The sequence below is a fragment of the Corallococcus sp. BB11-1 genome, assembly GCF_026626625.1.
GTDB lineage: Bacteria > Myxococcota > Myxococcia > Myxococcales > Myxococcaceae > Corallococcus > Corallococcus soli.
This window is the reverse complement of record NZ_JAPNJY010000004.1, coordinates 44,946-59,283: the sequence shown is the minus strand read 5'-3', so window position 1 is coordinate 59,283 and position 14,338 is coordinate 44,946. Positions and strand designations below refer to the sequence as shown.

Genomic DNA, 14,338 nt, shown 5'->3' with positions numbered 1-14,338 from the left:
CGAAGCGCGTGCTCAACGCGGACGGGCGGGCAGCGTCACCGTGACGACCTCCTGGGAGGCATCCAGGGCCACGTCCTGACTGCGCTGGTCCCGTTGCAATTGGACGGTGAGGACGATGGGCGTGAAGGGCAGACCGTCCAGGTCGACCGCGCCCTCCGCGTCGAGGCTGCCGAAGAAGGGGCGCGGAACGGGGCTGTTGAAGGGTTGGGGGTTGCCGTCGTAGCTCAGGCTCACGGAGACAGGGGCTCCCGCGAGGGAACCCGGGTTCGCTTCGTCGCGAACGATGAAGCGCGCCTTGCGGCTCCGGGTCATCACCAGGGTGCCCAGGTCCACGTCTTCACCCGGCTTCACCGCCACGTCCCTCTCAAGGTCGAAGAAGCCCTCCGCGCTCACCACGACAGACGTGGTGGCGTCCCGCAACGCGAAGTCGAAGACGCCGTCGGAGGCGTTCTCGCGCCCGTCGAGGTGCACCCAGATGGAAGACGGCAGGGGCCTGCCGTCGGCGCTCACGACGCGTGCCTTGAGACGCGAACGTCGCTCCAGAACGAGCCGGACCTCTGCCCCGCCTGGAACCACGTGCAGCGAGGACGCGTCGGCCGTTCCACCCCGTGAACGCGCGGGGGCGAAGGCCTGGTCCTCCTTCCAGGCGACGAGCTGGTATGTCGGAGCCACCAGGTGCTTGAGGACGAAGCGGCCGTCCGGGCCGGAGCGCACCCCGCCCCCGCTCCGCGGGTCGCACGTTTCAACGGCGAGCTGCCACGGGGGAATGTCGTCCAAAGGCAGGCAGGCCCGGACCAGGACGCCCGGGACCGGTTGCCCGAAGGTGTCCACCGTCATTCCTTCGAGCGTGCGACCTTCCTCGAAGCGCAGCGTCACCACGGCCTGGGTGTGCTCCTCCAGCTCGATGGGCCGCGACGTGGACCGCGCCATGCCAGGAGTCCTGCGCCAGGCCTCGAGCACATGGTGCCCGGCCTTCAGGCCTCGCAGCGAGAAGCCGCCCTGCCCGTCCACGGTGCTGGTGCGTGCGTCCCCGCTGGCCGGCGTGGTGTCCCAGAGCTTGAGGGTCACGTCCGTCATGGGTTGCCCCTTCGCATCCACGACGGTGCCGGACACGGAGGCTCCTTGCTGAAGCACCACGCGGACTTCCGTTGAGGGCACCTTCACGTCGAGCTCCGTCGAGATGAAGTCCGTGGCCCTGGCGAAGAGCCGGCCCGGGCCTTCCTGCTCGGTGTCCAACAGGAAGCGGCCTGCCTCGTCCGACACGGTGTGCTCATCCAGTTGGGAGGCCCCGTCCCGGTGTCGGCTGGAGGTGACGCTGGTCGGTGAAAGCCTCAACTCGACCCCCGCGAGGGGCCTGCCTTCGGTATCGACCACGCTGCCTTCGACCGACAGGGCGCGGGCCAGGGTGAAGTCCCACGTCCTTGCGACGCCGTCCCTCCGGGGGATGGACTCCACCTTGTTAATGAAATGGGCGCGGGTGAGAAAGAGGTCCAGGGCGGACGCCAGCAGTGGCCCCAGCCGGTAGTGGCCTGCTTCGTCGGTGAGGGCTTCCTGATTCGGGGCGTCGCCCAGGGTCTGCCCGTTCACCCTCAACCGCACGCCCTCCAGCGGGCGGCCCTGTTCATCCCGCACGGTGCCCTCCAGGAATGAAACGGATTCCATCCGGATGACGGTCCCCTGCGAGGTCTTCTTGTCCGTCGTGGCCTCGCCGAAGGCGGTCCGCTCCGGGTTCCAGACCCAGAAGTGGTGCTCGACCGCCGGGACCTCCTCGAAGGTGAAGCGTCCCCGGGCATCGGTCCTGGCGGTCCGGATGTCCACCCCCTCGAAAAGGGGCCACAGGTTCACGGTGAGCCCTGGCGCTGGCAGTCCCTGGGGCGTGAGCACCACGCCCTCCAACTGGCGCATCGGGTGAAGCTCGAGGGCCACCTCCACATCGGCGTCGAGCCAGACCTCATGACCGAAGACGCCTGCCCGCCAGCCCTGGGCGCTCGCGACCTCCAGGTAGTTTCCCGGGGGAAGGGGACCCACGCGGAAGCGTCCCTGTTCGTCCGCGAGCACGTCGAAGAAGCGGGTGTGGGCTTCGTGCACCACCGTCACCCGCGCTCCGGAAATGGGCTGGGAGCCAATCGGCTCCGTCACGCTCCCGAAGATGTGGACGCCTTCCTCCAACCCCAGCGCCACGGCTTCGCTGCCCGCCGGGACTTCCGGATGCAGCACCGCGCCGTGCTCACCCAGGGCCCAGAGGGTGAAGGCTCCGGCGGGCAGTCCCTCCAGGGCGAAGGTTCCGTCCTGCGCGGAGACCGTCTCCGCGAACACAGGCGCTTCGCCTTCGCGTGCCTCCACGAGTCGCGTGACCTCCAGCTCCCTTCCCGTGCATTCGGAAGCGGTCAGCCGGAGTGCGCCGGAGGCGCGGCTCTCGCGAAGCGCCTCGGGGCAGGGCCGCTCCGACAGCGTCTCGGAGTCCACCCGGGTGGCGGTGACGCGCACGCCCGGGACGGGCCCCTGTGCATCGCGCACCACGCCGGTGATGCGCAGGCTCCCGGTGGGGGCGGGCACGGAGTGCTTCGCCGCGGTCCACGCGTTCAACGTGCCCGCCCGCGAGGAGGGCGCTCGCGGTGCCGGCTCCCCAGGCGCTTCGTCCACTCGCGGGAAGAGCGCCATGAGCAGCAGTCCGAGCACGACGACCGCGCCCGCCAGCCACCTGGGTCCCATCCGCTTTCGCATGTGGGGCCAGGATAGCAGCGCGGTCGCCGCGCACGGCTCAGGGCGTCGCGAAACCCACGGCGCGCGCTTCCATGCCGCCGGGCGGCGGCTCCTCGCGGAAGCCCACCCAGCCCTCCCGCTGGGAATGACGGGGCACGTACGCCAGCACGAACTCCGCCTCCTCTGCGCCCTCGCCGCGCAGGGACACGCGCACGAGGACCTCCTCGGCCGTGATGTCGCCGTGGTTCGCCACGGTGACGGGCACCCGCCACCCGTTGGCGCCGCGCACCGGCGTGCCCACGGTGACGGTCAGGTCCGGGGGGCTGTCTCCCCGGGCCCAGGTGTCCACCGCGAGGTAGCCCAGCACCAGCGCCACGAGCACGCAGCTGGACGTGAAGACGACGCCCTCCAGCCAGTTCCAGGGGGGCTTCATGATTGGATGAGCAGCCTTCCCGCGGACGCGCCGAGCGTCGACGCCAGCCCCAGCACCACCACCTGCGCCATGCAGACGCCCAGGCCGTTGCCGGCGAACCGGCCGAAGAACCAGAGCACCAGCACGCCCGCGGACACGACGAGCCCCATGCCCAGCTCCTCCAGCGAGTCCGTGAAGACGTCGAACCAGCTCACGTCCCGGCGAAAGCCCCCGTAGCGGTTGTAGCCGAGCAGCAGCACGTACGTGCCCACGAGGTAGCCCAGCACGCTCAAGGGATGGGAGGTGAAGCCCGCCCACCACACCTCCATCGTGTAGAGCAGCGGCAGGCTGAAGAGCAGCCCGCCCGCGATGCCCCGGCCGTACTCGCGCAGGGACTCCCGCACCGGGCGGCGGTGGGGGTGCGCGTGGGCGGGAGGAGCGCTGGCCATGGCAGCCCGGAGTCTAGGTTCGCTTCGTCGGGGGGGAAGTCCCGGGGAAGGGAATCGCGCGCGGGGGGACCTGCATGCCCTCCAGTCAACGCGGCGGGGCCGCGGGCCAGGGGGGGGCGTGCGCGAACGTCAGGCACGCCACGCTGCCCTCCCGTTCCAGAGGAGGCCCTGGCGCCAGCGGGGCGGATGGCCGCTAGAGTCGGCGCCGTCCATGACCGAGCGCCCCTCCGAGTACATCCTCACGCTGTCGTGTCCGGATCAGCGTGGCATCGTCCACGCCGTCTCCGGATGGCTGACCGAGCACGGCTGCAACATCCTCGACAGCGCGCAGTACGGAGATCCGCGGACGCGGCTGTTCTTCATGCGCGTGCACTTCGTGGACGAGGCTTCGAAGACGGACCCCGCGTCCCTGCGCGAGGCGTTCGCTCAGCTCGCGCCGCGCTTCACCATGGACTGGCACCTGCACGACGCGGCGGTGAAGCCCCGGGTGCTGCTGCTCGTCTCGAAGATTGGCCACTGCCTGAACGACCTGCTGTATCGCTACCGCAGCGGCATCCTGCCGGTGGAGATCCCCGCCATCGTCTCCAACCACCGGGACTTCTACCAACTGGCCGCGTCCCACGACATCCCGTTCCACCACCTGCCGGTGACGCCGGAGAACAAGGAGCAGCAGGAAGCGCGGCTGCTGGAGCTGGTTCGCGAGCAGCGCGTGGACCTGGTGGTGCTCGCCCGGTACATGCAGATCCTCTCCGCGCGGACGTGTGATGCGCTGCGCGGGCGGCTCATCAACATCCACCACTCGTTCCTGCCCAGCTTCAAGGGCGCGAGGCCCTACCAGCAGGCGTATGACCGGGGCGTGAAGCTGATTGGCGCGACGGCCCACTTCGTCACCGGGGACCTGGACGAAGGACCCATCATCGAACAGGACGTGGAGCGCGTGGACCACACCCTGTCGCCCGAGGCGCTGACCGCGATGGGCCGGGACGTGGAGAGCGTGGTGCTGGGCCGCGCGGTGACGTGGTTCGTGCAGCACCGCATCCTGCTCAACGGCGACAAGACGGTCGTCTTCCGCTGACGAGCGCGCGCTATCCGGCGGGGCAGGCGGCGCCCGCGTCCAGCACGTCCGCGTCGTGGTGCACCTGCACCGCGCCGGAGGCTTCCAGGTGGCGCACGAACAGCGAGCCGAACACCTCCGCGTTTCCGCTCAGGTTGAGCGCGGCCTGGGGCGCGTAGAGGTTGCCGGCCAGCGTGCTGCCGGCGGAGACGTCCAGGGCCTGGGTGCCGGCCACGTAGACGCGCACGCGCGAGGGCAGGGCCGCGGAGCCCAGCGTGAGCTGCCCGGACACGACGAAGCCGCCCGCCAGGAACAGGTCCAGCTCTCCCGGGGGCTGGACGTCCACGGTGAAGGCTTCGACCAGGTTCACGCCACCGGGGATGAACAGCGCGGTGCGACCCCGGATGCGCAGCGTCGCGTGGCCCGTGCCCGCCACGCGCGTGAGCAGGAAGCGGCCGCAGGGCAGCTCCAGCACGCGCTCGCCGCTGACGTCCTCCAGCACCGCCGGGTCCAGGCCGATGGCCGCGTTGTCGTTGTCCCGCGTGTGGTGGGCGATGAGCGCGCCCGGGTCGAAGCGGGTCGCGGCATCGCAGTCGCAGGGGACGACGGGGGCCACGGGCTCACGGAGCAGCCCGGCCGCCTGGGCCGGGCCCGGGGTGAACTCCGGGGGCACCGTGAGCACGCCGCCCACGGTGAGGGAGGCGAGCGCCACGTCGCCGTTCACCCGCGCATCCCCGGCCACGGTGGCGGACGCGCCCGGCCCGGAGAGGGGGCCGTTGCTGACAAGGCTTCTGCCCACGGTGAGCGGGCGGTTGAGCTGGAGGCCGGAGGCGCCGCCCACCTGGAGCGTGCCGCCCACCTGGACGCGGTCGTTCGCGGACAGCCCGCCATTCACGCCCACGTCGCCGCCCGTGCCCCCGGGCGCGTACGGGCCCGCGCTGCTCCGGAAGGCATTCGCGACGAAGGGGGCGCTGAACGTCAGGCCCTCGCACGAGCACGCCGCGCGGACGAACAAGGACTGCGCCAGCTCGCCACTGCACCGCGGGGGACCGGAAGCAGGGTCTCCGAGCAGGAGCGGAGGTCCGCTGCCAGCGCAGTGGTCGGCCCACGCATCCGGCACGTCGGTGCCGGCGTCGGGCCCGTGCAGGATGGCCACCGGATCATTCACGGTGCACGCGGTGCCTGGCAGCGCGGTGCCCAGCAGGAAGGCCACGAACCGGGGCTTCATGCGTCCGTGCTCATGGCGCGGCCAGCTCGCGCGACGCCGCGCTCAGCGGAGAGTCGGGGTGCCGGGATGACGTCCCCCACCTCAGGCTTCATGGCGCGGACAGCTCTCGCAGGCGGTTGCGCGACGCCGCGCTCAGCGGAGAGTCGGGATGCCGGGCGATGAACGCCGTCAGCGCCCGGGCCTCCGACGCCGTGTCGCCCAGCGCGCGGTGCGCCTCCGCCTCGCCGTGCAGGGCCTCCGGATCCAACATGCCTCCGGGCTGCAAGCGCTGCGCGTCCTGGAACTGGCGCAGCGCTCCGCGCGCGTCGCCCAGGTGCTCCAGTCGGAGCGACCCGGAGGCCACGCGCGCCACGTAGGCCGCCAGGGAGGATGGCTGCGCGCGGATGACGCGCAGGTAGAGCGCCTCCGCGTCCTTCCATCTGCCCTCCGAACGCAAGCCATTGGCCTGCCGCAGCAGGTCCTCCGGACGGGCGGGCTCGCGCGGGCCCACTGCGGCCGGACGGGCAGGGCGGGGATGCTCGATGACGAAGGGCTCGGACGGCGCGGGCTGGGGGAGGGGCACCGGCTCCAGCGTGGCGAGCTGGGTCGGCTCGGGCACATGGGGCGTCAGCACCTGCGACTTCGCGGACGCCGGATGCGACAGGCGCCACACGGCGGCCGCCGCGGCCCCGGTGAAGACGAGCGCCGCGCCCGCCATCAACCACACAGGAGGCCGCCTGCGACGCGACTTCGGCGCGGGCGCGCCAGGCTGGAGGGCCGCGTCCAGCGCCGCCGCGACGAGCGCGCTCGAGCGCTGACGGGACAGCCGCCGCGCCGGCCCCGGCTCCTCGTCCAGCGGGCGCAGGAGGTCGTCCAACGGCCCGGGCCCCCCGTCCCCATCTCCCGGCGGAAGCGCGCCCATCACGCTCCCCCTTCCGGCCCGTCGCCATCCGCCGCCAGCGCGCGCAGGGCGGTGCGCCCCAGCCGCAGCCGGCTGCGCACGGTCTCGAAGGGGACGCCCAGCTCCGTGGAGATCTCCTGCACGCTCAATTCCAGGACGTGATGCAACACCAGCGCATGCCGCTGCTCCGTTGAAAGTCGGTCCAGCAGCGTCACCATGTGACGACGATGCACGTATTCATCCGCCGGTGCTTCATCGGATGGCACCGCCAGCAACTCCACCGGATCCCCACTGTAGCGGGCCTCGCGCCCGCGTGAGCGCTTGAGCCACGCGAAGGTCGTGCGCACCACCACCCGGTCCACCCAGCCGTGGAAACGCCCGTCTCCGCGATAGGTGGGCAGGCCCCGCACCAGCGCGATGAGGGACTCCTGCGCGATGTCCTCCACGTCCGAGTCCCCCCGCACCAGGTAGCGCACCAGGTTGCGCACCCGGGGCAGCAGCTCCAGGAGCAGGGACTCCGTCGCGTCGCGCTGGCCCCGCATGGCCGCCGCCAGCCGGGCGTCCTCTGGAGCGCGGGGGGCGACGGTGGCATGTGAGCCCGAGCTCCTCATGTCCGATACGGAGGCGACACGCGGCGGAATCGGGTCATCGGGGCTCACGGAAAAATCACCATTCCCACTCCCAGTCGCGGTCGCACGGACCAGCCGTCCTCCCGGAGCACGAAGTCACCGTCCCGCGCGTAGCCCAGCCGGGGCCGTCCCAGGAGCAGCTCCCCGGACAGCGCCACCTCCAGCGCGAGCGCCGACCCCACCCGCCACCACGCCCGCACCGCCGGCCCCACCACGAAGGCCGCCAGCAGGCGCGACGGCGAGGCCTCCACGTCGGTGCCCAGGGCCTCCGTGCGCCGCCAGAAGCCGGCGACGCCCGCGCCCAGGCCCACCGAACCCTCCAGCGCCCCCACCTGCCCGAAGGGCACGTCCGCCCACACCAGCGCGGCCCCCTGGGCCAACCGCACGTCGGTGTACGCATCGCGCAGGTGGACAGGCAGCGCCGCCAGCACCTGCGCATGAAGCCGCAACGCGCGCCCCGCCCACCCCGCGCCCAGGGACAGCCCCTGCTGTCCTCCGGGGTGGTAGCCGTCCAGCGCCGCGTGGAGCCCTCCCTGGACGAAGACCCCCAAGGAGGGACGCTCCTCCGCCACGGGCGCCGGAGGAGGCGGGGGCTCCGGAGGCGCCGCCACGACAGGAGGCGGAGGCGGAGGCGCGACGACCTCTCCCAGGGGCTCTCCCGCATCCACCGCGCGCAGCGCCGAGCGCACCGCCAGCGCCAGCGCCTCCGCCCCCACGGACCACGTCAGCGTCTCCGGCGTGCCCTCCACCCGAGCGCTCCGCACGAAGAGATGCCCCGAGCGGGGCGCCGCCACGCAGACGCGCAGGGCCGGCCCCTCGCGCACGAACCAGAGCACCGCGCGAGCGTCCTGCCGCGCCGCCACCCGCTCCGCCTCACGCCACGCCCCGTCGGGGCTCGCCTCCAGGGCAGGGCCGTCCTCCCCGGTCAACACCACCGGCAGGTCGCTGCTCTGTCCCCGCACCCGCTCCAGGAGTGCGCGGTCCTCGGGGGACGCCACCCGCGCGACGGCCCGCCACGCTTCGGCCGCCCACGCCGGGCTCCCCAGGGCCAGCACCATGGCCAGCCCCACCACGCGCTGCCACACCCGGACCTCCCACTGGGACATGCAGTAAAACCTACCTTCCAGGGAATCCGTACGGAAGCACCGCATCGTGCGGATCGCCCTGCACCCCCTGACGGGGAGGCCAGGAAGGCGAAGGCCAGCCGCTGCCTGCCCCCGGGAGCCGGAGGCGGTGGATGTCTGTGATTCATGGGGCAAAAGCCATTGCCCCGGGCCCGGCGAACCCCCCTAATCCCGCGCCATGACACGGCTGCGGGATTTGCGCTCGGTCCTGAACCTCACCGTCCTGGTGGCGGGGCTCGGGTACTTCGTCGACCTCTTCGACATCACGTTGTTCGGCGTGGTGCGCGTCGCCTCGCTGAAGGACCTGGGCATCACCGACCCGGCGGACATCCTCGAGAAGGGGCTCTTCATCTACAACGCGCAGATGGCGGGGATGATGGTGGGCGGGCTCTTCTGGGGAATGCTCGGGGACAGGAGGGGCCGGCTGTCGGTGATGTTCGGCTCCATCCTCCTGTACTCGGTGGCGAACCTGGCCAACGCGTTCGTCTGGGACGTGTCGAGCTACGCCGTCTGCCGCTTCCTGGGCGGGCTGGGGCTCGCGGGCGAACTGGGCGCGGCCATCACCCTGGTCGCCGAGTCCCTGCCGAAGGAGAAGCGCGGCCTGGGCACCACCGTGGTCGCGACGCTGGGCATGCTGGGCGTCGTCGTGGCGGCGCTCGTCGCCCAGCACCTGCACTGGAAGACGGCCTACGTGTTGGGCGGCGTGCTGGGCCTGGCGCTGCTCTTCACCCGCTTCAAGGTGTCCGAGTCCGCCCTCTTCACCCACAAGGCCGGCCCCGCGAAGGCGAACCCGCTGCTGTTGCTGCAAGGGGGCCGCTTCCTCAAGTACCTCTGCTGCATCGGGGTGGGCGTGCCCATCTACTTCACCACCGGCATCCTCTTCGTCTTCGCGCCGGAGCTGACCGCGGGCCTGAACGTCCAGGGCACCGTGACGGCGGGCAACGCCATCCTCTTCGGCAGCGTGGGCCTGACGCTGGGCGACCTGCTGTCTGGCCTGCTGAGCCAGTGGCTCCAGAGCCGCAAGCGCGCGGTGGCGCTGGGGCTGTGCGCGTGGTTCGCGCTGGTGATGGTGTACGGGCTGGTGCCCGGGCTCACCCCCACGCTCATCTACGCGCTGAGCCTCCTCATCGGCCTGTGCGTGGGCTACTGGGCGGTGCTGGTGACCATGGCCGCGGAGCAGTTCGGCACCAACATCCGCGCCACCGTGGCGACGACGGTGCCCAACTTCGTGCGCGGCTCCGCGGTGCTCGCGGCCAGCGGCTTCGGCGTGCTCAAGGGCCACCTCACCGTCGCGCACGCGGCGCTCACCGTGGGCGCCGTCTGCTTCGCGCTGGCGCTGCTGGCCCTGTCGCGGCTGACGGAGACGTTCCACCGCGACCTGGACTTCGTGGAGTCCCCCGAAGGCGCCCGCGCGGGCGCGGACTCCCAGCCGGGAGCCGTGGGCTAGGGAGGAGGGGAGGGGGCTTCAGCGCGGAGGGGGCACGCGCAGCCGCCACGCGAGCACCCGGCCATCCAGCCCCAGCACGAACACCGACGGCCCGCGCACCACCGGCCGGGTGCGCAGCGGCGTGTCCGCGCGCACCGTGAACGCGGGCGTCCAGCCCGGGGCCCGGAGCGCCACGAGCTGGCCCTCGCGTCCGGACGTGGGCACCAGCAGCAAATCCTCCAGCCCCACCTGCACCCGGCCCAGCAGCGGCGACGGCAGCGCCACCCGCGCCACCTCCCGCCCCTCGGACGTGGACAGCCCCACCAGCGACGACGGCCCCGCGCCCACCCACAGCGCGCCCAGCGCCCGCGCCGGAGGCCCCGTCACCCCGTCCGCCAGCGACTGCTCCCAGCGCGTGCTGCCGTCCTTCACCGACAGGGCCAGCACCCGCCCGGGGCGCGTGGCGACGAAGACGGTGCCCCGCTCCGAGTCCAGGCCCACCACGTCCGTCACCGGCAGGGACCACCGCGTCGCCCCGGTCTCCGGGTCCACCGCCCACAGCCCGGAGCCCCCCAGCGCCACCACCAGCACGCCCTCCACCATCACCGGCGCGGGCGGCGGCCGGGCGTCCGGCGCGGTCGCGGGCGCCGGCACGGCGGGGGCGGGCGAGGGGGCCTTCGGGGCCGGCCGCTTCCAGCGCACCTGCCCGGAGTCCGTCGCCAGGGCGCGCACCGCCCCGTCGGGCGCCACCAGGAACACCGTGCGCTGGGCGTCGTCCACCACCGGCGGCGTCAGCACGGGGGGCTCGCCGCCCAGGCGCCAGCGCTCCTTGCCGTCCTCCAACGTCAGGCAGACGACGTCGCCCACCACGGTCCCGGCGATGACCCCGCCCGCGGCCTCCACGGGCGCCACCGCCACCTCGCGGCCCAGGGAGACGCGCCACACGGGCCGGCCCTCGCGGTCCAGGCGCAGCACCGTGCCTGCCTCGTTGCCCAGCAGCACCCCGTCCGCCACGGCGGTGAGCCCCGTCCGGGAGGAGGCGTCGCTGGAGAACTGGAACGCCGGGTCCACCGGCGCGCGCTGGCAGGCCATGACGGCCAGCGTCAACGTCAGGCAGGGCAACCAGGGCAGGCGTGGACAGGCGCGGGACGACATGGTTTGGGGGAGGATGACGCAAGCAAGGAACTTCGACCATGCCCTCGATTCGTGAAGACGAAACCCCCAATGCCACCGGCATCCCGTCGTCCGCCCGGCGCTCGGACATCATCCCGCCCCCGACGCTCGCGGTGACGGAGGAGCTGCTCCACGCGCTCCCCAAGACGGACCTGCACTGCCACCTGGACGGGTCCATGCGGCTCAAGACCATCCTGGAGCTGGCCGAACAGCAGAAGGTGAAGCTGCTCGCGGACACCGAGGACGGCCTGGCCAAGGCCATCCACATGGGCCAGGTGTGCAAGAGCCTGGAGGAGTACCTGGTCGCGTTCGACGTGACGCTCTCCGTCCTCCAGACGGCCGAGTCCCTCTACCGCGCCGCCTATGAGCTGGCCGTGGACGCCGCCGCGGAGAACGTGCGCTGGCTGGAGGTGCGCTACTCGCCCGCGCTCCACCTGCAGAAGGGCCTGAAGATGACCACGGTCATCGACTCCGTGCTGGAGGGCCTGCGGGCCGCCAAGAGGGAGACGGGCATCAAGTGCGCCGTCATCGTCTGCGGCATCCGCCACATCAACCCCCAGACGTCCATGCGGCTCGCGGAGCTCTCCGTCGCGTACAAGAACCGCGGCGTCGTCGGCTTCGACCTGGCGGGCGCGGAGGCCAGCTTCCCGGCCAAGGACCACCTGGACGCCTTCCGCCTCATCCTCAAGAACAACGTCAACTGCACCGCCCACGCGGGCGAGGCCTACGGCCCCGAGTCCGTGTCCCAGGCCATCCACTCCCTGGGCGCGCACCGCATCGGCCACGGCACCCGGCTGCGCGAGGACGGCGACCTGCTCAACTACGTCAACGACCACCGCATCCCCATGGAGGTCTGCCCGTCCTCCAACGTCCAGACGGGCGCGGTGCCGTCGCTGGAGTCCCACCCGCTCAAGTTCTATTTCGACTACGGCCTGCGGGTGACCATCAACACCGACAACCGCCTCATCACCGACACCACGGTGACCAAGGAGCTGTGGCTCGCCCACCGCGAGCTGGGCCTGTCGCTGGAGGACCTCACCACCATCATCGTCTCCGGCTTCAAGAGCGCCTTCCTGCCCTTCCGGGAGAAGCAGGACATGCTCCGGCAGGTGAACCAGGAGATCGCCACCACGCTGGCCGCCTTCGAGAAGCGCCCCGCCGCGGCGCTGCGCAAGCCCGCCTGAGCGCGGCCCCCCACGCGCCGCCCGGTGTGAAGGCACCGGGCGGCGGGTGGTCGTTTGTCCTGGCGCGCGGTGCCCGGAGCCGGGTGGAATGCCCCCCGCATGGCGCGGGCACTTCCGCCGACGCGCGTGCCACGCCTCGCGTGGAGGGATGATGGACGACACCTACGGCACACCCCCGACGTCGGACCCCGGCCCTTCGCGCGCGAAGGCGGCCCAGGACCTGTCGGTCCCCTCCATCCTGATGCTGGTGATGGCCGGCCTCACGCTCCTGTACTCGCTGGTGAGCATGGCGAGCCCCGCCAACACGGAGCAGCTGGCGCCCTTCCTGGAGAACCCGGACATCCCGCAGCAGTGGAAGGACGCGATGACGTGGATGCTGTCCCCCATGGGGCGCGTCCTGCTCACGGTGCCCGGGCTGGTGCTCAACGGCGTGGTGGCCTTCGGCGCCTGGAAGATGAAGAACCTGCAGAGCTACGGCTGGTCCCTGGCCGCCGCCATCATCTGCTGCATCCCGTGCTGCGGCCCGTGCTCCTGCCTGTCGCTCATCCCGGGCATCTGGTCGCTCATCGTGCTCAACCGCCCGGACGTGAAGGCCGCCTTCTCCTCGGCCCCTGGCGTCTGAGGTCCCCCTGAAGCACGTCGGGCGCCCCGGGAGGATGCTCCTGGGACGCCCGTCGTGTTCCGGAGCCTGGGAGGCGGCTGCCGCTCAGGTGACCTTCATCCCCTTGGGGATGACGACGACGCCACCGGAGGTGACGTGGAAGCGGCGCTTGTCCTCGGCCGCGTCGTAGCCAATGGTCATCCCGGGCGGAATCTCCACGTTCTTGTCGATGATGGCCCGCTTGATGCGGCACCGCCGGCCGATGGTGACGTTCTCGAAGAGGATGGAGTCCTCCACCTCCGAATACGAGTTCACCCGCACCTTGGGCGACAGCACGGAGCGGTGCACGCTGCCGCCGGAGATGATGCAGCCCTCCGCGACCAGGGAGTCCGTCGCCTTGCCCACGCGCTTGTTGTCCGCGTCCGCGAAGACGAACTTCGCCGGCGGATAGTTGTTGGGCTGCGTGTGGATGGGCCAGCGGTCGTTGTAGAGGTTGAAGATGGGGTCCACCTCCACCAGGTCCATGTTGGACTGGTAGTACACGTCGATGTTCCCCACGTCGCGCCAGTAGCCGCGCTCCTTGTCCTCCTGGCCGGACAGCGTGTTCTGGGCGAAGTCGTACACGTACACGGGCTCGTGCTTGTACAGCTCGCTGATGATGGACTTGCCGAAGTCGTGCGCGCTCTTCTCGTCCGCGGCGTCCCGCACCACCTCCTTCACCAGCGTGTCCGTGCTGAAGAGGTAGTTGCCCATGGACGCCAGGCACATCTTCGGGTTGCCCGGCATGGGCGGCGGGTCCTTGGGCTTCTCCAGGAACTGGAGCATCCGCCCGTCCGGCCCCACGTCGATGATGCCGAACTCGCGCCCCTGTTCGATGGGCACGGGGATGGCCGCCACGGTGCACGCGGCCCTCCGCTCGATGTGGAAGTCCAGCATCTTGCGGACGTCCATCCGGTACACGTGGTCCGCGCCGAACACGAAGATGTGGTCCGGCTCCTCGTCCGTGATGATGTTGAGGTTCTGGTAGATGGCGTCCGCGCTGCCCTTGTACCAGTCCAGGCCGGTGCGCATCTGCGCGGGCACCGCCTCCACGTAGTGGCCCAGGAACGCCGTCATGCGCCACGCGCGTGACAGGTGGTTGTTGAGCGAGTCGCTCTTGTACTGCGTCAACACCTTCATCCGGTACACGCCGGAGTTGGCGAAGTTGGAGAGCACGAAGTCGATGATGCGGTAGCGCCCGCCGAACGGGACCGCGGGCTTCGCCCGCTCACGCGTCAGCGGCTCCAGGCGCGTGCCCGCGCCTCCCGCCAGAATCATGGCCAGCAGCTTTGACATAGGTGCCAGCCACGTTAGCCCCCGCCCGGCGTCCCACAATGCCCGCGCGGGCCCCGTTTCACGTTCCGTTGAGTCCCCAACCGCGCGGCCGTGTAGCGCTGGACCCAGGTCCCATTCTCCTCCTGGTTTCAGAGGATGTA

General features: G+C 71.5%; 13 protein-coding genes. 4 read left to right on the top strand and 9 right to left on the bottom strand.

Annotation, left to right across the window (positions count from 1 at the left end):
- Window positions 1-12 precede the first annotated feature (12 nt).
- From OV207_RS05735 to OV207_RS05725, 3 genes are read right to left on the bottom strand one after another with little or no spacing between them, the layout of a single operon-like run.
- Entirely contained in the window at window positions 13-2,712 is a 2,700-nt protein-coding gene (locus OV207_RS05735) for a carboxypeptidase-like regulatory domain-containing protein (protein WP_267553269.1), read from the bottom strand.
- Between the two features lie 49 nt (window positions 2,713-2,761).
- Window positions 2,762-3,136, bottom strand: coding sequence for a hypothetical protein (locus tag OV207_RS05730; RefSeq protein WP_267553268.1), 375 nt, complete (start codon window positions 3,134-3,136; stop codon window positions 2,762-2,764).
- Window positions 3,133-3,564, bottom strand: a complete 432-nt coding sequence (locus OV207_RS05725; RefSeq protein ID WP_267553266.1) for a DUF2391 family protein — start codon at window positions 3,562-3,564, stop codon at window positions 3,133-3,135. The genes OV207_RS05730 and OV207_RS05725 overlap by 4 nt, the downstream gene beginning before the upstream one ends.
- Window positions 3,565-3,775: 211 nt before the next feature.
- Between OV207_RS05725 and purU the strand changes: the two genes are divergently transcribed.
- Entirely contained in the window at window positions 3,776-4,639 is an 864-nt protein-coding gene (purU, locus tag OV207_RS05720; protein ID WP_267553265.1) for a formyltetrahydrofolate deformylase, read from the top strand.
- Window positions 4,640-4,649: 10 nt separating this feature from the next.
- Here purU and OV207_RS05715 read toward each other — a convergent pair whose 3' ends face one another.
- From OV207_RS05715 to OV207_RS05700, 4 genes are all read right to left on the bottom strand, one after another.
- Entirely contained in the window at window positions 4,650-5,846 is a 1,197-nt protein-coding gene (locus OV207_RS05715) for a DUF7305 domain-containing protein (protein ID WP_267553263.1), read from the bottom strand.
- A gap of 88 nt (window positions 5,847-5,934) precedes the next feature.
- The gene (locus OV207_RS05710) at window positions 5,935-6,747 is read right to left on the bottom strand and encodes a tetratricopeptide repeat protein (RefSeq protein WP_267553261.1); all 813 of its coding nucleotides are present in this window, start codon (window positions 6,745-6,747) and stop codon (window positions 5,935-5,937) included.
- Window positions 6,747-7,337 (bottom strand): RNA polymerase sigma factor, encoded by a 591-nt coding sequence (locus tag OV207_RS05705; protein ID WP_267553259.1) that lies wholly within the window; start codon window positions 7,335-7,337, stop codon window positions 6,747-6,749. The genes OV207_RS05710 and OV207_RS05705 overlap by 1 nt, the downstream gene beginning before the upstream one ends.
- 44 nt (window positions 7,338-7,381) lie before the next feature.
- Entirely contained in the window at window positions 7,382-8,461 is a 1,080-nt protein-coding gene (locus tag OV207_RS05700) for a hypothetical protein (RefSeq protein WP_267553257.1), read from the bottom strand.
- Window positions 8,462-8,657: 196 nt separating this feature from the next.
- Here OV207_RS05700 and OV207_RS05695 point away from each other — a divergent pair, with 196 nt between their 5' ends.
- Entirely contained in the window at window positions 8,658-9,926 is a 1,269-nt protein-coding gene (locus OV207_RS05695; RefSeq protein WP_267553255.1) for an MFS transporter, read from the top strand.
- 18 nt (window positions 9,927-9,944) lie between these two features.
- Here the strand turns inward: OV207_RS05695 and OV207_RS05690 are convergent, their stop codons facing one another.
- Window positions 9,945-11,012, bottom strand: a complete 1,068-nt coding sequence (locus OV207_RS05690) for a PQQ-binding-like beta-propeller repeat protein (RefSeq protein WP_324291500.1) — start codon at window positions 11,010-11,012, stop codon at window positions 9,945-9,947.
- Window positions 11,013-11,098: 86 nt separating this feature from the next.
- On the opposite strand from OV207_RS05690, the gene add reads away from it, so the two are divergent.
- Complete coding sequence (gene add / locus OV207_RS05685; protein WP_193347301.1) at window positions 11,099-12,262, top strand: adenosine deaminase; 1,164 nt, start codon at window positions 11,099-11,101, stop codon at window positions 12,260-12,262.
- 148 nt (window positions 12,263-12,410) lie between these two features.
- A complete protein-coding gene (locus OV207_RS05680) occupies window positions 12,411-12,884 on the top strand; it encodes a hypothetical protein (RefSeq protein ID WP_267553250.1) in 474 nt (157 codons plus the stop codon).
- 84 nt (window positions 12,885-12,968) lie between these two features.
- Here OV207_RS05680 and glgC read toward each other — a convergent pair whose 3' ends face one another.
- Window positions 12,969-14,198, bottom strand: coding sequence for a glucose-1-phosphate adenylyltransferase (glgC, locus tag OV207_RS05675; protein WP_193347302.1), 1,230 nt, complete (start codon window positions 14,196-14,198; stop codon window positions 12,969-12,971).
- Window positions 14,199-14,338 lie beyond the last annotated feature (140 nt).